19 protein-coding genes are annotated in these 18,354 nt (G+C 61.1%); 16 read left to right on the top strand and 3 right to left on the bottom strand.

Features of this window, described 5'->3' with window-relative positions:
* Positions 1 to 8: 8 nt before the first annotated feature.
* The 11 genes from HZC36_12595 to HZC36_12645 all read left to right on the top strand — a co-directional run bounded on the left by HZC36_12595 (position 9) and on the right by HZC36_12645 (position 10,325).
* A complete protein-coding gene (locus HZC36_12595; protein MBI5707815.1) occupies positions 9 to 431 on the top strand; it encodes a hypothetical protein in 423 nt (140 codons plus the stop codon).
* On the top strand, positions 400 to 792 hold the full coding sequence (locus HZC36_12600; protein MBI5707816.1) for a hypothetical protein: 393 nt from the start codon (positions 400 to 402) through the stop codon (positions 790 to 792). The genes HZC36_12595 and HZC36_12600 overlap by 32 nt, the downstream gene beginning before the upstream one ends.
* Positions 793 to 1,953, top strand: coding sequence for a hypothetical protein (locus HZC36_12605; GenBank protein MBI5707817.1), 1,161 nt, complete (start codon positions 793 to 795; stop codon positions 1,951 to 1,953).
* A 5-nt stretch (positions 1,954 to 1,958) separates the two neighbouring features.
* Positions 1,959 to 2,870 carry a hypothetical protein gene (locus HZC36_12610; protein ID MBI5707818.1) on the top strand — a complete coding sequence of 304 codons (912 nt, stop codon included), beginning with the start codon at positions 1,959 to 1,961 and terminating at the stop codon, positions 2,868 to 2,870.
* Complete coding sequence (locus HZC36_12615) at positions 2,870 to 3,847, top strand: hypothetical protein (protein ID MBI5707819.1); 978 nt, start codon at positions 2,870 to 2,872, stop codon at positions 3,845 to 3,847. The genes HZC36_12610 and HZC36_12615 overlap by 1 nt, the downstream gene beginning before the upstream one ends.
* Positions 3,844 to 4,578 (top strand): hypothetical protein, encoded by a 735-nt coding sequence (locus HZC36_12620; GenBank protein ID MBI5707820.1) that lies wholly within the window; start codon positions 3,844 to 3,846, stop codon positions 4,576 to 4,578. The genes HZC36_12615 and HZC36_12620 overlap by 4 nt, the downstream gene beginning before the upstream one ends.
* Before the next feature lie 216 nt (positions 4,579 to 4,794).
* Positions 4,795 to 5,523, top strand: coding sequence for a DNA repair protein RecO (recO, locus tag HZC36_12625; protein MBI5707821.1), 729 nt, complete (start codon positions 4,795 to 4,797; stop codon positions 5,521 to 5,523).
* Between the two features lie 78 nt (positions 5,524 to 5,601).
* Positions 5,602 to 7,263: a peptide ABC transporter substrate-binding protein gene (locus HZC36_12630; GenBank protein MBI5707822.1), complete on the top strand. Its 1,662-nt coding sequence runs from the start codon at positions 5,602 to 5,604 to the stop codon at positions 7,261 to 7,263.
* A 52-nt stretch (positions 7,264 to 7,315) separates the two neighbouring features.
* The gene (locus HZC36_12635; protein ID MBI5707823.1) at positions 7,316 to 8,548 is read left to right on the top strand and encodes a helix-turn-helix transcriptional regulator; all 1,233 of its coding nucleotides are present in this window, start codon (positions 7,316 to 7,318) and stop codon (positions 8,546 to 8,548) included.
* A gap of 5 nt (positions 8,549 to 8,553) precedes the next feature.
* On the top strand, positions 8,554 to 9,579 hold the full coding sequence (locus HZC36_12640) for a Gfo/Idh/MocA family oxidoreductase (GenBank protein ID MBI5707824.1): 1,026 nt from the start codon (positions 8,554 to 8,556) through the stop codon (positions 9,577 to 9,579).
* Positions 9,580 to 9,599: 20 nt separating this feature from the next.
* Positions 9,600 to 10,325: an ATP-binding cassette domain-containing protein gene (locus HZC36_12645; GenBank protein MBI5707825.1), complete on the top strand. Its 726-nt coding sequence runs from the start codon at positions 9,600 to 9,602 to the stop codon at positions 10,323 to 10,325.
* A 476-nt stretch (positions 10,326 to 10,801) separates the two neighbouring features.
* Here the strand turns inward: HZC36_12645 and HZC36_12650 are convergent, their stop codons facing one another.
* A complete protein-coding gene (locus HZC36_12650) occupies positions 10,802 to 11,332 on the bottom strand; it encodes a GNAT family N-acetyltransferase (protein MBI5707826.1) in 531 nt (176 codons plus the stop codon).
* A gap of 53 nt (positions 11,333 to 11,385) precedes the next feature.
* On the opposite strand from HZC36_12650, the gene HZC36_12655 reads away from it, so the two are divergent.
* The 4 genes from HZC36_12655 (at position 11,386) to HZC36_12670 (ending at position 14,342) form a co-directional block, all read left to right on the top strand.
* Complete coding sequence (locus HZC36_12655; GenBank protein ID MBI5707827.1) at positions 11,386 to 11,727, top strand: TfoX/Sxy family protein; 342 nt, start codon at positions 11,386 to 11,388, stop codon at positions 11,725 to 11,727.
* 83 nt (positions 11,728 to 11,810) lie between these two features.
* Complete coding sequence (locus HZC36_12660) at positions 11,811 to 12,509, top strand: hypothetical protein (protein MBI5707828.1); 699 nt, start codon at positions 11,811 to 11,813, stop codon at positions 12,507 to 12,509.
* A gap of 199 nt (positions 12,510 to 12,708) precedes the next feature.
* On the top strand, positions 12,709 to 13,521 hold the full coding sequence (locus tag HZC36_12665; protein MBI5707829.1) for a hypothetical protein: 813 nt from the start codon (positions 12,709 to 12,711) through the stop codon (positions 13,519 to 13,521).
* Positions 13,518 to 14,342: a hypothetical protein gene (locus tag HZC36_12670; protein ID MBI5707830.1), complete on the top strand. Its 825-nt coding sequence runs from the start codon at positions 13,518 to 13,520 to the stop codon at positions 14,340 to 14,342. The genes HZC36_12665 and HZC36_12670 overlap by 4 nt, the downstream gene beginning before the upstream one ends.
* A 54-nt stretch (positions 14,343 to 14,396) precedes the next feature.
* Here the strand turns inward: HZC36_12670 and HZC36_12675 are convergent, their stop codons facing one another.
* The gene (locus HZC36_12675) at positions 14,397 to 14,801 is read right to left on the bottom strand and encodes a VOC family protein (GenBank protein MBI5707831.1); all 405 of its coding nucleotides are present in this window, start codon (positions 14,799 to 14,801) and stop codon (positions 14,397 to 14,399) included.
* A gap of 188 nt (positions 14,802 to 14,989) precedes the next feature.
* Here HZC36_12675 and HZC36_12680 point away from each other — a divergent pair, with 188 nt between their 5' ends.
* The gene (locus HZC36_12680; GenBank protein ID MBI5707832.1) at positions 14,990 to 17,131 is read left to right on the top strand and encodes an alpha-L-fucosidase; all 2,142 of its coding nucleotides are present in this window, start codon (positions 14,990 to 14,992) and stop codon (positions 17,129 to 17,131) included.
* Positions 17,132 to 17,283: 152 nt separating this feature from the next.
* Here the strand turns inward: HZC36_12680 and HZC36_12685 are convergent, their stop codons facing one another.
* Positions 17,284 to 17,859 carry a hypothetical protein gene (locus HZC36_12685; protein MBI5707833.1) on the bottom strand — a complete coding sequence of 192 codons (576 nt, stop codon included), beginning with the start codon at positions 17,857 to 17,859 and terminating at the stop codon, positions 17,284 to 17,286.
* Between the last annotated feature and the right edge of the window lie 495 nt (positions 17,860 to 18,354).

The following is an 18,354-nucleotide window of genomic DNA, read 5'->3' on the forward strand; positions in this document are numbered from 1 at the left end:
GCCGAACGATGAATTGGACCGTCCGCCTTTACGAATCGGCGCCATGGAAGCGATACGTCATCCTCTTATTCGCGGTGGCCGCCGGAGCCCTTGGCTATGCCATGGTCCCTCACCCGTTCTTCGCGGTCTTCGGGTTCATCGCGATCCTGGCCTCGACGGCGGAGTTCTGGATGCCCCTGAAATACCAAATGAACGAAAAGCGGGCGTCGGTGAAGGCGGGATTCAGCGTAACAGCTATCGAATGGTCGGAGATCAAGCGAGCGATTTGCGCCCCAGAAGCCGTCAAGCTCTCACCTCTGAAGGAAACCGGCAGACTGAGCGCGTTTCGCGGGGTCACGCTAAGGTATGCCGGGAACGCGGAAGAGGTCTTGGCCTATGTGAAGGAGCACCTGCCTGAAGATGCGAGAGTTGTGGAGTTCCGAGCTGACTGAAGAGGAGACCGACAGGCTCCTGAAGAAGGCGGCGTCGGAGATCAAGAGGCGAAAGCTGGAGAGCCCGGCCATCTTGATGGCGGAGATGCACAAGCCGCTGGCGGGCATCGGCAGCCAGGCGGCGGTGATGCTCTCCCCGATTTTGGTCCCGTTTTTCGGATTCGAGAACGTGGACGATTACAGCCGACTGTTCTCAAAGCGTGAAAACTTCGAGCGGTTCATCCGTCTCTTAGAGCAAGACGCGCAGCCTGACGAAGGTCCTGAGTCCGTTCAGGCAGGTTCTGACGGTGAAAAGAAGGAACAGGACTCGGCAGCGCAGAACAGTTTGGAAATCGAGCCTGGCTCGAAGGCGGACAATTAGATGCAGTGGCATGACACCGGTTGGTTCCCCCTGGTCTTTGTCCTGTTGTTGGCGACCTTCGTCATCCTGAACATCGCTCGCGCGAAAGGCGCCAAGGAGCTCTTCCTAAGGAGAATTCCAGGCCTGAACGCGATCGATGAAGCGATCGGGCGTGCCACCGAAATGGGAAAACCCGTTTTGATGGTGCCCGGCATTGGTGACGTTGAGACCGTCGGCGTGCAGGCGCAGGCCCTCACCATTTTTGGCTATATTTCGCGCACGGTCGCGAAGTTCGCCAGCCCCATGCGGCTCTGCGTGGCGCAACCCGCCACCTACACGCTGGCCCAGGAGATCATTCGGGACAGCTACCAGGCCGAAGGGGTGCTCGACCGCTTCGATCCGGACTCTGTCCAGTTCCTTACGGACCAGCAGTTTCCGTTTGCGGCGGGCGTGGCGGGCATCATCCACCGCGACCGAACGGCCGCCTGCTTCCTCATGGGACCCTTCTACGCGGAGTCGCTGATCTTCGCCGAAACGGCCAACTCGGTCGGCGCTATCCAGATCGCGGGCTCGACCCAGAACACGCAGACCCCCTTCTTCATCGCGGCCTGCGACTACGTTCTGATCGGCGACGAGTTCTATGCCGCGAGCGCCTATCTCAGCCGTCAGCCAGTTCACGTAGGGAGCTTGGTTGCTCAGGACTGGGGCAAGATGCTCATCGGGTTTACGATATTCGTCGGCCTGCTGCTCTCCTCTTTCCAGATGAGCTTCAACAAGACCACCAAGGAGCGGCTTGCAGACGGCACCTGGATGGACATCAAGGTTGGTGAGGCCACACAAACGGTTCCGCGAGCGTTCGAGGAAACCACGATCGGGCTGTTGTTGAACCCAACCACCCTGGTGAAAGGGGAACCGGCTCAAGGGACGTTTGCGAACATCGAGGCTTACACTTCGGCGCGCAAAGCTGAGCTTGGATCGAGCCAGGACCCGACCCCCGGTGAGAACGCCACCATTGGCGGGGAAGACGGCCAATGGTACAAGTGGGACCTCACGAAAGATCAGAAGGACTACTTCATCGAGGACTTCGTGGTTTCGGGCGAACAAGAGACCAAGCTGACACGTACCTATCGCTCGCGAACCCAGAAGCCTGAAGAGAAACCCGCCGCGGGAGGTGGAAACTAATGTTCTTGGCTCAAGCTTCCCCGTTTTGGTCCAAACCGGTCGGCTCCCTGGAGCTAAAGATCTGGATTGCCGTTGGATTCATTCTCGGCATCGCGTTTCTCTTCTTCTGCATGCAGGCGCCGGTCCGCTCGCGAAAGTGGATTATTGCCAGCGTGACGTTTGTCGGTGGGGCCTTCTGGGTTTTGCGCGCGTACTGGCCCGAACCGGCCTTTCGCGGCCCCAACGACGTTCCTAGTGGGCTCGTCGAAGGGGTGGGGTTCTGGATTCAGGACGCCATCCCGAAGTTCAGCAACTTCGCGAACATCATTTCTGGCTTCCTGCTGGGTCTGGGAACCTACTCTTTGGTCCGCATCCACCTCAAGCGGATTGGCGGCGGGCACAAGGACCGGGTGTTCAGCGTGGTGTTGCTTGTTTCGGCGCTCGCGATGTTCATCGTCCACACCTGGGATTGGAAGATCCGCAAGTTCGAGGATGAGCAGAACCTGCTCGGCGACGTGGCGAACTGGGGGTTCTGGCAATACGCCAAGGACTTGCTCTTCGACGGGATGAACCAAGTCATGGAGGCGGCGATGTTCTCCATGATCGCGTTCTTCATCTTGAGCGCGGCGTACAGAGCCTTCCGGCTGCGCTCGATCGAAGCAACGATCCTGCTGACAGCGGCAGTCATCATGATCTTCAGCCTGATGGGCCACCTGTGGGCCTTTGGCGGCGATCAGGTGATGCTCTATGCCCGCGACCACGGCCTCGATCCAACGGGTTTTGTCTCCAACTTGAAGCCAAAGTCGTGGACCGACTGGCTCACGTCGAACCTGCAGACCCCAGGCATCCGGGCGGTTGACCTGGGTCTGGGAGTCGGCGTCCTTGCGATGGGTCTTCGCCTGTGGCTCAGTCTTGAGAAGGGGGTCGGAAACAGCTAATGGCTACCAATGAACCCACCGTGAAGCCGGACTTCTGGGAAAAGCTGAACAAGCTGCCCAGCTTCTGGTTGTATCTGATCCTGATGGCGACTTTGAGCCTTGCGCTGCTTCCAACGGCCAAGCTCAAGAACGCCCCAAAGAAGCCCAACATCGCGCTTTTCACGACGCTGATGTCCATCCCTGAGGGCAGCACAGTCCTGATCCACTCCGATTGGACGAACTCCACGCGGGGAGAGAACGCGGGCCAAATGGAGGCTCTGCTGCGGCTCCTGATGCGAAGGAAAATCAAGTTCGCCGTCGCCTCGATCGGTGACGCGCGTGCCCCGCAGGTGGCCAAGGACACGATCCGGCGCATCAACGAAGAGAGGCAGAAGAACGGCGAGCAGCCCTACCGGAAATGGGAGGACTATGTAGAGGCAGGGTTCTTCGCCAACGTCGAAGGCACGCTCAACGCGATGTCGTCGAACCTGCAAACGGCCTGGGCCGGCAAGACCGACATAAAGCCGGGAAGCGGACCCACGAACATCTTCGAGTCGCCGGTTCTGAGGAACGTCAAGAAAATCGAAAACGCGGCGCTGGTAATCGACGTTCATGCCTCCGACGTGGCTTACAAGATGATCGAGCGGCTGAACGGCAAGGTCCCGCTGGCATCGATGTGTACCGGCGTTATGGGGCCCGAAACCCTCAACTACTTCGCCGCAGGGCAGCTCAAAGGAGTCTGCGTCGGCCTGGACGGGGTCGTGGGTTTTGAAACGATGATGGAGAACGGGATCGAACCCGATGAGTTCAAGGCCATCGACGAGGGCAAGGTGCCGGCGCCCGGCTTCAAAGCGATTGAAGGCTTCAAGGGCCAGAAGAACCTCGCGCGCGGGATGAACTACTACATGGCGCTCCACGCGGGCCTTGTGCTCCTTGTGCTTGCCGTCGCGCTTGGAAACATCGGCATGTTCATGGGCCGGAGGAAGAAGACTCAATGAGCTACACGTTCTGGAAGCTGACCATCGGTGTACTCTGCACCTTTGGCCTCTATAGCATGCTCTACCGCGAAACCCGGTTCTATCGGCTCTTTGAGCACCTCTTCCTGGGCCTCGCAGCCGGCTATGGCATGGCCGTCATGTGGACGGAAACCTTGCATCCGCAGTGGTGGACCCCAATGATGGGCGCTCAGGCCAAGGGCACCGATCCCGCGCAGCCTGGCTACTGGGTATGGGTCATCCTTTTCCCACTTTCGGCAATGGCCTACCTGGTGTACCACGAGAAGCACGGCTGGATGGCACGCGTCCCGATCGGCGCGATGCTCGGCCTTTGGGGCGGCCAACAGGTCCAGGTTTGGTGGAACCGGTATGGAGACCCGATCAAGGACTCGATTCGCCCCATTCTCCCAACGCATTGGTCGCCGTTTGTGCCCGGAACGGGCGGAATGTCGGATGAAGCCAAGCTCGAATTGGGCCGGAGCGTGTACATCTCGCAGGCTGTGAACAACATCATCTTCGTGTCTGTGCTGCTCTGCGTGCTGACCTACTTCATCTTCAGCGTGGACTTCAAGAGCCGGTTCGTGAAGGGCATGGCCACCACAGGAAGATGGGCACTGATGATCGGCTTTGGCGCGATTTTCGGCTCAACGGTAATGACTCGCTTCGCGCTCCTCATCGACCGCATGTACTTCGTTTGGATTGAGTGGTTCAAGGGGCAGATTCTGCATATGTGAGGGGAGGGCAGGAGAGACGGGTTTTCCGGTTCTCAGGTGTTCAGGTGTTCGGGTTTCCTTTGCCAAAGCGAAGGGCGGCTAAGTCGAGGTTGGACCTGCTGTGTTTCAGCGCATTTCCCAGAGATCCTGAACACCTGATCACCTGAACACCTGATCACCTGAACACCTGACAACCCGAAGACCGTAACACCTCTTCCCCCGTGCTACCCTTAATCCGTGTCCACCCGGGCCATCACCGTCCATGCCGTCGTGCTTCGCCGCCATGACCTTGGCGAGTCGGACCGCAGGCTGACGCTCCTGACCGAGGAGCTTGGCGTCTTTGATGCCATCGCCAAGGGCGCCCGAAAGGGCGGGTCGAGGCTGGCCGGAGCTTCCGAACCCCTTTCCGTGAGCGCCCTGCACCTGGCCATCGGCAAGAGGCAATGGTACGTGACCCAGGCCCAGGCCATCACCTCTTATCCGGGCCTGAGGCTGGACTATGAACGGCTCAGCTTCGCCCTTGCGCTCTGCGAGATCGCTTCCTGGATCTTTCCGCACGAGCAGCCCGCGCCAGAGGCCTTCCGGTTCTTTGTCGAGTCGGTGAAATACCTTGAGGTCCACCCGGAGCCGCTGGCTGCGGCGGTGTGGGCGGAAGTACGGATGCTCGAACTCGCCGGGTTCGGGCCCCAGTTCGTAAGTTGCGTCGCTTGTGGACGGCAACTGTCTGGGGTCGAGGGAGTGCTGAGCCCGAAAGCGGGCGGCCTGGTCTGCCCAGAGCACGAGGAAGGGCACCACGACACGTTTCGTGTCCGGGCCGAGGCCGCGATCGGGCTGGAGAGGATTGGCGAGCTCGACGCCCCGCCCGAGCACTTTCGCTTCGGAGGCGAGGCCTATCGGGCGCTGCTGCCGTTCTGGCTGCATGTGGTCGAGCGGGCCCTTCCGGCAAGGCAAGCCGCCACGCACTAGCCTCAAAATCGGAGACAGTTGGAAAGACTCCCTCGCGCCCGCGCACGCGAGAATCCTCCATGGGGTAACTTGCCAGGAATGATGAACCCCAGGACCTCGCTCACCTTCGGCGTCCTCGCCGTCTTTGCAGCATTGATGGCCGCAGGCTGTGGAAAAGGCGGCTTCTCCGAGCGCGTGAAAGCAGGCAAGGAGTCGGTCTTCCGCTACCCGATCGTGACCTCTCCGACCAGCCTAGATCCTGGCATCGTTCAGGACGGCGACACGATCGACCTCTTGCAGCAGGTCTATGAGGGCCTGGTGACCTGGAGCCCTGAAAACCGCCCTGTCGGCCTGATAGCGGAGAAGTGGGAGATCAGCCCCGACGGCAAGGTTTATACCTTCCACCTCAAGCACGGCGTGAAGTTCCACAGCGGCAGGGAAGTCAAGGCCCAGGACTTCAAATGGACGATCGAGCGCAACACCGATCCGGCTTTCAAGTCTCCGACCGCCAAGACCTATCTGGGCGAGATTGTCGGGGTGAACGAAAAGGTTACCGGTGCAGCCAAGGAGGTCACCGGCTACCAGGCGATAGACGATTACACTGTCCAGATCACCGTCGACAAGCCGAGGCCCTATTTTCTTGGCAAGCTGACCTACATCGTGGGCGCCGTGGTGGACATGGATAAGGTTCCCCAAAAGGCTAAGCGCAAGGATGGCACCTGGGATTGGCCGGAGATCAAGTCGGCAGACCAGATGGTGGGCACGGGCCCGTTCAAATGCGACCGCTATGAACCGGACCAGATCGCCATCCTGAAGGCGAACAAGGAGTATCACGGCGGGGCGCCCAAAATCGAGACAATCGAGCGGCCCGTGATCAAGGACGCCGTGACCCGGCTGAACAAGTACAAAGCCGGAGAGCTAGACCTCGTGATGCTCGAGCGGCAGGACGTGCTGTCGCTTCAAAAGGAGCCCACGCTTAAGGACCACCTGAAGTTCTTCGACCGGCCGTCACTCTGGTACATCGGCCTCAATGTGACCGACCCCCCGAAGGGCTACAGCCAGTTCAAGGACGTTCGAGTCCGGCAGGCCATTGCCATGGCGATCGACCGACAGAAGATCTGCAAGCAGGTGCTCGACGACATCAACCCGATTGCGGAGAGCATCGTGCCGCCGGGGGTGTTGGGGTACCGGCCTGAAGCGAGATTCCTTCCCTTCGACCTCGCCGGCGCCAAGAAGCTGCTTGCCGAGGCGGGCTATCCCGACGGAAAGGGCTTTCCGGAGCTGACGATGAGGTTCAGGGAGGCGCGTCCGGACATTCAGATCGTCGCGGAAGAGGTGGCAGGGCAACTGGCCCAAAACCTCGGCATCCACGTCAAGCTCCAAACGATGGAGTGGAGGGCTTACCTGGAAAAGCACAACGCCGACGGCGTGCCGTTCTTCCACATGCGCTGGGCCGCAGACTATCTGGACCCGGAGAACTTCCTCAGCTTCCTGCTGGCGGGATACGGGCCTGAGAACCACGTCAATTATCGCAACCCGCAATACGACGCCCTCTGCTCGCAAGCGGACTCGGAGATGGACGAAGCCAAGCGAAGGCAGCTCTATGCCCAGGCCGAGGACATCGTCCTGAAGGATGCGCCCTTCATTCCCATCTACTTCCAGCGAGACGCGGAGCTGATTCGGCCCAGGGTCAAAGGGCTTCGGGAATCGCTATTTGGACACTTGCCTCACACGACCGTGTATCTGGAGGGCGGACTCTGAAGCCCGCGGGTTTCGGCGTGTGTGCCGTGATTGGCAAACAAGGGGGTTTGGCGTGAAGCGGCAGGGCGTCCTTAGGGTCCCGGGCGAGCTTCCGAAGGTGCAGGGTGCCAGACCGTGGAGCGTTTCCTACGGCGCTGGGGAGCGTCCGGTTGAGTCTGGTGCTTGGCAGAGCAACGGCGGGGATTACGACGGGCACCCGCTAAGGTCGTGCCCGTACACCCTTCATCTCGACGTGCCCGAGGCGCCCGGGCGGCTGAAGGAGGTGGAGCTGATCGGGATCTTCGCGATGCACGCCGAGCATGAGCCGGTTGGCGTTCACGGTGCGAGCGTGTTTCTGGGAGACAGTCATCGGTTCGACACCAAAGTGGACCTTCACAACGGCCGTCACTACATGGATGCCGCCCTGATGGACGCCAAGCTCACTCCTAACGGCGACGGCACGCTGCTCAAGTCCATGGGTGTCGCCAGGCAGGGCGGATCCGTGTTCCGAGTGGACAGTCTATCCATAGGTGTGGGCTCGGCAACACGGCCCAAGAAGCTGCTCTTTCATGACCTGAACACCCCGGCCTCGTTTGTGGTGTTCGACGTGAACTGGGTCTATGAGCTTGCCAAGGGCTGCCCGTTTCATGCGAGCGGTGGCGGCGTTCCGCTCAGCGAACTGGCCTCGATCGTGCGCGTGGGGGACCGGGTCCGGCTTCACGCGGCGATTTCACAGCTTGAGAAGGCCATTGCCGCCACGGAGGACCTCGACGAGGCGCGCGGCGAAGCGCTCACCTTCATCGCCATTGTGACCGCCGCTACGCTTGAGATGGGCGGATCGCGACGCATGCACCGCGTTCAGCTCGAAGCGGCACGCAAACTGGATTCCCTGACCGACCGGGAGGCCATCGCGAAGGAGGCGCTCCTAATCGTCGAAGACACGGCAAGTTCCTTGCTCCCGACGGAAGAGGGGCCAAACGACCCGATTATCGACCGCGCGCTGACGCTGGTGGACCGGCACTTTGCGCAGAACCTAACCGATACGACGGTCGCGGAGCAATTGGGCCTGAGCACCTCGCACTTTCGGTTCCTGTTCCGAAAAGCCACGGGCCTGCCCTTTCACAAGTACGTGATCGGCCTGAGGCTTGAGCGCGCGCGACAGATGCTCGTCAACGAGGATCTGCCCGTCTCCGAGGTCGCCGACGCCGTGGGCTTCTCGGGGCTGCCGCACTTCAGCAGGGCGTTTTCGCAGCGCTTCTCGGTGAACCCCTCCAGCTTGCGCCGAGCCAGGCAAGGAGAAGAGTGAGTCTCATGGGTTCCGATCCTCCGCGCGCAATCCTCGTTGGGGCGGGCGGCATGGGGCAGACCTGGGCCAAGCTCCTGCGAGATACCGGGCTCGCGGAGCACGCGGCGTGGGTGGACCTGGACCTTGCCAGGTTGGAGCAGGCACAGATCGAACTTGGTGTTCGGCCGGTCCATGTTGGCGATGACCTTGCCAAGGCCATCGCAGTGAGTGGGGCCGATTTCGTCATCGACGTGACCGTGCCGGAAGCTCACTGCGAGGTCACGCTTGCCTCCTTGAAGGCGGGACTCCCCGTGCTTGGGGAGAAGCCGATGGCGGCGAGCATGGAGCAGGCGCGCAAGATGGTTCGGGCCAGCGAGGAGTCCGGCAAGCTTTACATGGTCAGCCAGAGCCGAAGGTACGATTCGCGTCTTGCCGCTTATCGCGGCCTGATCGAGGAATTGGGCCCGCTCGGGATCCTGAATGCGGACTTCTTCATTGGCCCCCATTTCGGCGGCTTCCGGGACGAGATGCCGAGCCCCTTGGTGCTTGACATGGCGATCCACACGTTCGACCAGGCCCGGTTTCTCTCGGGTGCCAATCCGGTGAGCGTCTATTGCGAGGAGTTCAACCCCGGCTGGAGCTGGTACAAGGGCGACGTATCGGCCACAGCCCTATTCCACATGTCGGACGGGCTCCGATTCACCTACCGGGGGAGCTGGTGCAGCGAGGGGCTGCCGACTTCTTGGGAATCCGAATGGCGGGCTGTCGGGCCGAAGGGGACCGCGCTCTGGGATGGGCACCGGTCGATCCGAGCTGAGACCGTGAAGAGCGCCGGCGGCTTCTTTAGCGAGGTTGAGCCGGCTTCGGCAGCACCGGGTGAAGGACCTCACGGGATCGAGGGCGCCCTCCGCGAGTTCCTCGATGCGGTCCAGACCGGCCGCACACCCATGGGTGAGTGCCACGACAACATCATGAGCCTGGCGATGGTGTTTGGGGCCATTGAGAGCAGCCGAGAGGGCAAGCGCGTTGCGATTGAGCCGCTGATCGGTTAGCGGGACGCTATACTGGGCCCATGATCGTCGTCCGCCAGCTCACCAAGAGGTTCGGGGAGAAGGTGGTTCTGGAAGACATCGACCTCCACGTTGAGAAGGGCGAGATCGTCGCGCTGATGGGGTCGAGCGGCGGCGGCAAGACCACGTTGCTCAAGTGCATCACCGGGCTCATTCCGCCCTCCTCGGGGACCATCGAAGTGGCGGGGGTCTCGGTACTCGATAGCGGCGAGGCGGCGCGCCACAAGATGGGCCTCGTGTTTCAGTCGGCGGCGCTCTTTGACTTCATGAACGTGCGCGACAACGTGCTCTTCGGTCCGCGCCGCTGGATGAAGCTGACGCGAGGGCAAGAGGAGGAGCTGCTGACGGAGACGCTCGACGCGGTCGGCATGGCGGACAGCGCCGAGCTCATGCCGAGCGAGCTTAGCGGAGGCATGAAGAAGCGCGTGGGCATCGCGCGTGCCATCGCGCTGAAGCCAGAGGTCATGCTCTACGATGAGCCGACCACGGGCCTTGACCCGGTTACCGCTTACACCATCGACAGCCTGATCGCTGAGGTGAACCGGCGCTTTGAGGTCACAAGCTTGGTGGTCAGCCACGACGTCACGTCGGTGATGCGGGTCGCCGATCGGGTGGTGTTTTTGGAGGGCGGGAAGATCCGGTTCGACGGGCCGCCGAGCGCGTTCAAGGCTTCGGACTACCCGGCGGTAGCGGAGTTGGTGTCCAAGTCGCGCGCAGAGAGCCTCTAGCGAAGTTGCGTGGGTTGTGGTCCGTGGCGGCCAGTCTGTTTTCCTGCGCCGGGGGCTCTCCCGCAGCGGGCGCGGAGCGGGCGCGTGTTCGCCCCGCGCAGGGCCTAAAGTCCCACATCGATGAACCACCTGCTCCGTATGGCGTTTGGGCTGGTGTCGGACGCGCCAGGCCCCACCAAGGCAGTCCGACAACCTATCGCTCGTTTGACGCTGCAACCTGTACCTCCAGGTCCTCAGCAGGGCCGGGACCCCCACTCTCCCGGCCCTTTTCTGTCTTTAGCGACGCCACTGGCGAGCGTTGCACGATGACTTAGCACGGCTTCCAGCCGATGGGCAACGTGGCCACCCTCGCCGTGCGTTGGTTCACGCGGAGCCAGAGAGGAGTGTCCGAATCCGAGAAGATGCAATCGCGCAACACCCATGCAACGGCTTGCCGGAGGTTGATCCTCAACGTCGCCGCGAGAGACCCGTTCCGCTCAGAGATCGATCACGAGCCCCCATTCGGGGCTTTGGTCCGGATCGTCGAGAATACGGTCGGCAACGGCTCTGGCGCCAAGCTTGCCATAGAGCCGGTGCGCATCTTCAAAGCGCTTGTCGCTCCAAATCTCCATTCGCGTGCGGCCCTGCCCCCGCGCATCCATCAGCACGCGGCCAGCGAGCGCGCGGCCAATGCCGTTCCTCCGCGCGGACGGCAACACATAGAGCCGGTCGAGCGAGCAATCACAGCCGACGAGCCGCAGCTTGCCTCGTGAGTCTTCGGCGGCCCGCCCCGCCCCTTGCACATGTGAAAAGACCTTAAGGGCCACAGTTCCCACGATCGCTCCATCCTCCGATTCGGCGACATAGAAAGTGTGCCCGTGGGCGGAGTAGTGCCCCTCGACGTCGTAAAGGTCCGCGTGATAGCCGTCCTCCTCCCAGGTGAATCCGTACTCCTCGAACACCGCCCGGATCACGCAGACGATCCCGGGCCCGTCTGCATTGGTGGCTGGACGAATGGAGAAGCGCACGGTGGATTCTAGCGCGGGATCGGCCTCCCTGAATAGTGCGCTACACTGGCTGAATGCCCATTACCCAGGCGTTTCTCGAAGCGACGTTGGCCAAGCTCGGCGCCGCCCGACCGGTGACCTACCGCAAGATGTTTGGTGGCGCGGGGGTGTATCTCGACGGCTTCATGTTTGCCGTGCTCGATGACGATCGTGTCTACTTCAAGGTGGACGACGTTAACGAAGGAAGGTATGTCGAGGCGGGAATGGACCTGTTCGTCTACGACCCCTCGAAGGGCGCCACGATGCCCTACCGCGAAGTGCCAAACAATGTCTGGGAGTCTTCCGAGACGCTTGGCGAATGGATAGATGCGTCCGTCGAGGTCGTGAAGCGAAAGAAAGGCGGGAAGAAGCGGTAGTCCTTTGCCCTTGAACCCTCCGCCGATGCGCCGAATGTCCCACTTGTGGGCATAGGTGCCTTGCTGCCTGGTAAAACGCGGACATGAAGAGCAAGAAGTTCCTTCTTTTGAGCGCGATCGCCCTGTGCACACTGGCTTCGGCCTCGGTCGACAGCGTCAAGATCGCTTGGGCTCCGAAGGTTGGTGGTGTCACCAAGCATCGCGTCGACATCGCGCCGGACGTTCCGGGCATGGAGATCAAGATCGCCATCGAGGTCTCGGGCAAGTGCCTCAAGGTGGAAAACGGCGAGATCACGATGGAGGAGTCGATCCTCAGCACCAAGATGTCGTTCAACGGGCAGGAGATGGACCCGCCAGCCGAGCTGGGTAGCCAGGGCAAACAGGTGATCGTGTATGCCGCAAACGGCGAGGTGAAGAAGGGTCCCGAGACCCAGCCGATGCCTCGAATCGACGAGTCGAACAAATTCATCTTCCCAACGGCCGAGTTGAACGTCGGCGACACTTGGAAGCGGAGCGGCAAGGGCGACGAGAAGAAGGGGACGGTCGACTCCACGACCACCTTCACCTATGAGGGCGCCGAGAAGGTCGGCAAGTGGGACTGCCACAAGATCCGCGTGGCGTTCAGGGAGCTTGTCGGCCAGCGACCCATGGCGAACTCGGGCTACGTCTGGGTTGAAGTGGGCACTGGTGAGCTAGTCAAAGCCGAATACACCGCGGTGGACGTGGAGTTTCAGCCGGGGATGTTTGCGAACTCCAAGACCGTGGTGACTCGCCTCGAATAGTCCCCATTGGCGTAAAGTCGCAGCCCCTGGCGGTTGATCCGGCTGGGGCTGCTTGTCCTTTGGGGGAGATGCGTTAGCGTATGCAAGGGACTTGCGTTGTGATGTAGCCGGGCTAAAGCGGGAAACGGGTCTTGGCCGCGTATCTAGAAAGCAATTCGAGTCCCTATCGCTCAGAATGAGAAGAAAGAGGACCCCGTTCGTGGCACGCATCGCCATCCTGACCCACAGAACCGACGCCTTCGAACAAATCCCGTATTTCCTCCGCGAGATTGGGAAGGTCTGGCTGGAAATGGGGATCGAGGTCCTTGTGCCTAAAGCGCCGTGCACCCCGATCGCCGCCGATCTTGCCATTCTCCATGTGGATCGCACGGTGGTGCCATCCGAGTATTTGGCCTGGGGCCGCCAGTTCCCCCGCTGCCTGAACCTCTACACCGCAGACATCTCCAAGCGCGTCATCAGCCGGCACCTGGTCTCCAGAACGGGATCCTATAAAGGCCCAGTCATCGTCAAGTCGAACCTGAATTGCGGTGGGCTGAAGGAACACGAGGAAAGGGCCCTCAGAGCGAAAACGGCAGTACCACCCAACGGCCAATACATGATCTATCCTTCCGTAAGCGAGGTACCCGCGATAGGCTGGACCAGCCCGGACTGGGTGGTCGAGGAGTTCCTTCCAGAGATGAGTGACGGCCAATACTGCCTACGCACCTGGGTCTTCTTGGGCGACGGGGAAACGAACTCCCTCTCCTTTGCCGTAGAGCCCATCATCAAGTCGGCCAACGTGCTCAGAAGGGTGCCGATCGACAACGAGATTCCCGAAGAACTGCGTGCGAAGCGGGAGGAACTCGGGTTCGACTTCGGGAAATTCGATTACGTACTTCACAATGGGGAAGTGGTGCTCTTTGACGTAAACCGCACTCCAAGTGTCGGCGCGTTCACGCCGGAGCAGTTCCTACCCCGGGTTCGCAAGTACGCCGAGGGAATCTGGAGCTTCTTGCCCAAAGGTCGGGGATGAACAGGGCACAGGATCATTGGTACGAGATCGCAAGGCTGTGGAGCGAGATTTCTCCACCGCTGCGGCCCTCCCGCGAGGAACTCGACATCCATGAAGACTTGATTCGCGGTTATGCCGTGGAGTGTGGTTGCGCGCTTCGCGGGATCGTTCTAGGCTCAACCCAGGAGTTCTATCGGCTTGCCTGGCCGGCGGCGTCACAGGTGTTCGCGCTCGACATGAACGAGGCGATGCTTGTCGCGCTTTGGCCCGGGCCGCCCGGATCGCAGATCAAAGGCAACTGGCTGAGCGCCCCGCTTCAGCCGAACAGCTTCGATGTGGCGATGACCGACGGCGGTATCAGCACCCTCGAGTATCCGGGCGAAGTGGGCCGCTTCGCTGCCTCGATCGGCGACGTCTTGAAAGATGGCGGCCTCGCGATTCTACGGCTTTACGTGCTGCCCAGGGACCCCCTGAGCCCCGAGGAAGTTTGGGATGAACTGCTCGATGGGCGCATCCGCGACTTGAGCCACCTCAAGCTTCGGCTCTGGACGGCGCTTCATCGCCGCGAGGACGAGGGCGTCTGCGTCGCCGACGTTTGGGATGCGCTCAACGAGGCGTTTCCCGATCTGGACGACCTTGCCCTAAGGATCGGGTGGGAGCCCTCTCACCTTGCGGCGATCAACACCTACAAGGGCGCTCAGAATCGGTACTACTTCCCGTCCATCGACCGAGTGGTCGACGCTATGTCCGCGGCCTTCACGCTCGATTCGGTTCATAGGGCCGACGAACCCTGGGCCGACACTTGCCCGATTCTGGTGTTCAAGCGGCTACCGAGGGCCTGAGGTCATCATCCCTTCAGGCCCACGGCGCCGCGAGCCGGATTGAAACGGGCCTCCCTACTTTTGAGGTTCGAAGAGCCAGATATGGGCGCCCTGGGGGTCGGAGATCAGCGCCATGCGGCCAACGTTGGGCACGGTGATGATCCCGACGACCATGGTGGCGCCTTTGGCCTGAACCGCGGCCAGACTCTCGTCGAGGTTCGGGACGGATGTGTAGCAGGCCCAGTGCGTGGGTACTCCCTGCATCTGCTCCGAACTGGTGGACATGAGGCCTGCGACGGGCGTTCCATCCCGGGTCAGCATATGGTAGGTGCCTCCGTCGCCCATGGGCATAGAGTCCGTGCCGAAGCCAAGTGTCCCTGTGTAGAAGGCGAGCGCGGCGTCGACATCGGGCACATAGAGCTCGTGCCAAGGAAAGGCCCTGCCGGCGGCGAGTGCGAAATGATTCGCTTGATCTGACATGCGCCGAGATTACTCCGGCAGGCGCAACCAAGGCGTTTCGCTGGGACCATTTTCGCCCGCTGCGGTTATCCACATGATCTTGCAGAGGGAAACACCCATGAGTTGCGCTCGCCGCAAGGGGCAAGCTCGGGAATTGCACTTGACATTGGGAAGGGAAAGAGCGTTTGGGAATCGAATCGGAAGAGCACATGGTCACATTCCTTGCTGCGATCGCACTCACATCGACCCTTCATCCCAACCACCCGAACATGCCGCAGCCCAATCTCAAATCTGAAAACTCAAATCTCAGACCGGCCACCACAAGCCCGACTTCCAGGGGGCAGAGCCGAAAACCGGGCCGGATGGATTGGTGGCGCGAGGCAAGATTCGGGATGTTCATCCATTGGGGCCTCTATTCGGTGCTTGCTGGCGAGTGGAACGGCTCCAAGGGCCACGCGGAGTGGATCCGCGAGACCGCGCACATCCCGATCAACGAATATGAAAAGCTGCTCGGGCAGTTCAACCCGGTCAAGTTTGACGCCGACGCTTGGGCGAAGATGGCCAAAGACGCGGGGATGAAGTACCTGGTCATCACCAGCAAGCACCACGACGGCTTCAACCTTTTCGATTCGCCCTACACCGATTGGGACGTGATGAACACCCCCTTCAAGCGCGACATCATGAAGGAGCTCTCGGCCGCCTGCAAGCGCCAGGGCATCGTGTTCTGCATGTACCACTCCATTATGGATTGGCATCACCCGGACTACCTGCCCAAGCGGAGTTGGGAGGGCGAGACTTGGCGGAACTCGACCATCGAAAAGATTCCGACGGGCTTCAAGCCGGACTTCGACCGCTTCAACAAGTACCTGCAAAACGAGGTACGCCACATCATCCAGGCCTATGATCCCGGGGTCCTCTGGTTTGACGGCGAGTGGGAGAGCACCTGGAACCACGGCTATGGCCAGCCGCTCTATGACCTCTGCCTGGCGGCCAAGCCGAGCATCATCGTCAACAATCGGGTGGACGTGAGCCGAGGCGGAATGGAGGGCATGAGCCAGGACAACAAGTCGGCGGGCGACTTCGGCACTCCCGAGCAGACAATTCCAGCTACCGGTATGCCAGGCGTGGACTGGGAAACGTGCATGACGATGAACGGCAACTGGGGCTACAACGCCGCAGACAAGAACTTCAAAAGCACAAAGTCGATGGTTCAGATGCTGGTGGACATCGCCAGCAAGGGCGGCAACTACCTGATGAACATCGGCCCCAAAGCGGACGGCACCTTCCCAGATGAGTCCATTCAGCGGCTGAAAGAGATCGGAGTCTGGATGCGGCAGAACGGCGAATCGATTTATGGCTCCTCGGCGAGCCCGTTCAAAAAGCTTCCCTGGGGACGTGCCACCACCAAGAAACTTGGGAACAACACCCGAATCTACCTTCACGTGTTCGATTGGCCCTCGGGCGGCAAGCTGGTGGTGCCGGGCTTGGGCAACTTCCCGCTGGGCGCGGAAGCGGTCGGGATGAAGGGCAAGGCTGCGGCGCTGAAGGTCGAGCGAGTGGGCAGCGACCTCGTGATCGGGCTCCCCGCCAAACCCACCAACGATATCGACACCGTGGTCGCGCTGACGGTTCGCGGCGCACCGATCGTCTATGAGGCGCCGGAGATCCTCGCCGATGCAGGGGAGTTCGTTTCCTCGATCAAGGTGACGCTGAAGGCTGGTGAGGGGCAAGCAGTGGTGTACACGACGGATGGTTCGGAGCCCCTTCCCGCCAATAAGTCCAATAGGACCTACAAGTCCGATTTGGTTCTCTCTGAAACCACTAGGATCCGCGCCCGGACCTTCCACAACGGCAAGCCCGTGAGCGGTGTCGTGGAGCGGCGTTTCGAGAAGGTCAAGCCTTGGCCCGCCAAGAACACGGGTGTGGTTGCGCCCAAGGCGGGAGTCGAGGTGATGTTCTTGGAGGGGAGCATGGACAAGCTGCCGCCGATTCCGGCAGGCGTTGGCGGCCAGCTCAAGGTCATGCCGAACTTCTCGATCGCCGATGACCCCAAGAAAGAGAATTGCGCCAGGTTCTTCATGGGCTGGATAAATGTCCCGGCGGACGACATGTACCTGTTCGGGGTGACCTCAGACGACGGCTCGAAGCTCTGGATCGACGGCAAGGTGGTTGTGGACAACGATGGGCTCCACTCCTCCTTCGCTAAGTCCGGAGCGGTCCCCTTGGCGGCGGGCCACCATCAAATCGTGGTCGGTTGGTTCAACAAGACAGGTGGCGCGGAGTTGAGCGTGGGTGTGGCTCGCCTCGGCGAAAAGCTAAAGCCGATCCCGGACGGCTGGCTGAAACACTAGGGAGAGGGACCAAGGGACGGAGCGCAAGCATCCTTGCCTGGCCCGACAGGGAGCCCGCATCGAGTCGAGATGAGGCGATGATTGGCCTCCGGAACAGGGGACTGAGGGACGAGGGAACAAGGGGACAAAGGGACAAAGGGACCTGAGCCCCTTTATTCCAACACCCGCACGTTCCCTGTCTCCATCTCATAGACCGCGGCCATCAAGTGCGTCTTGCCGGAGTTGACCGCTTGCTCGAGCGACGGGGTGGCGCGCTTCAATTGGCCGCAAGCGTGCTTGGAGTTGGCTTCGATCGCAAGGACCGGATTCGCCATTAGGTCAGTCGAGCGAAACTCGGAGAGTCCCGCCTGGAGCTCCATCCGGAGCATCCCTGACAACCCCCAGCCGCCACCTTGAAGCACGCGGCTGACGGCAAGACAGCCGGTATGCCCCATCACGACCACCAGGGGCACTTTGAATTCTGAGACCGCCATATCGACCACCCAAGTCGAGCTTTCTGAGGCCACGTTGCCGGGCACCCGACAGGCAAAAATGGTGCCAAGCGGTTGGTCGAATACGATCTCAGGAGCGCACCGACTATCAGAACAGGCGATGACGGCAGCCAAGGGCTTCTGGGCTTTGGAGAGCTCGAGCAGGTCTTCCGGACGGTACTCCCAGGCATGGCTCTGGCCCGTGCGGAAACGCAGGTTGCCGTCGAGCAGTTCCTGGAGCGCTTGTTCGGGAGACATTGGTTGATTATGCAAGGGAAGGGGCCGCTGGTAGGGCCGGGATGACAGATGGTGAACGGTCCACACTTCCGCCCCCCCATTCGCCCCCTCACCCGGTTCGCTACGCTTACCGACCTCTCCCCGTTGGGGCGAGGTGGTTTTCTCAGCACCCACCCGCGAAGGGCGAAGTGCGAAGGGCGACGTATCGGCCTACTTCAGGCCTCGGACCTGAGACCTCAGACCTCGGACCTCGGACCTTTCCCCCGCAATTCCCCCATCAGCAAGCCTACTAACGGCAACCCTGACGGTTTTCGTCAAAAACCGCAACGCAGACCGTTTCCTATGGGGGAAAGCATGGCAAGAGATCAGCGGGCAAGCAGGGCGAACGCCAAGCGTGCCCCGATGAGGGGGAGTTGCTTCTAATGTTTCAGTACGTTGCGATAGCGCTGTGCGCCGCATCGGCTCTTGGAGCCTTTTGGCTCTTCAGAGACGCGACGGCGAAGACGGCCGAGTAGG

Source organism: Armatimonadota bacterium (assembly GCA_016223145.1).
Classification (GTDB): Bacteria; Armatimonadota; Fimbriimonadia; order Fimbriimonadales; family Fimbriimonadaceae; genus Nitrosymbiomonas.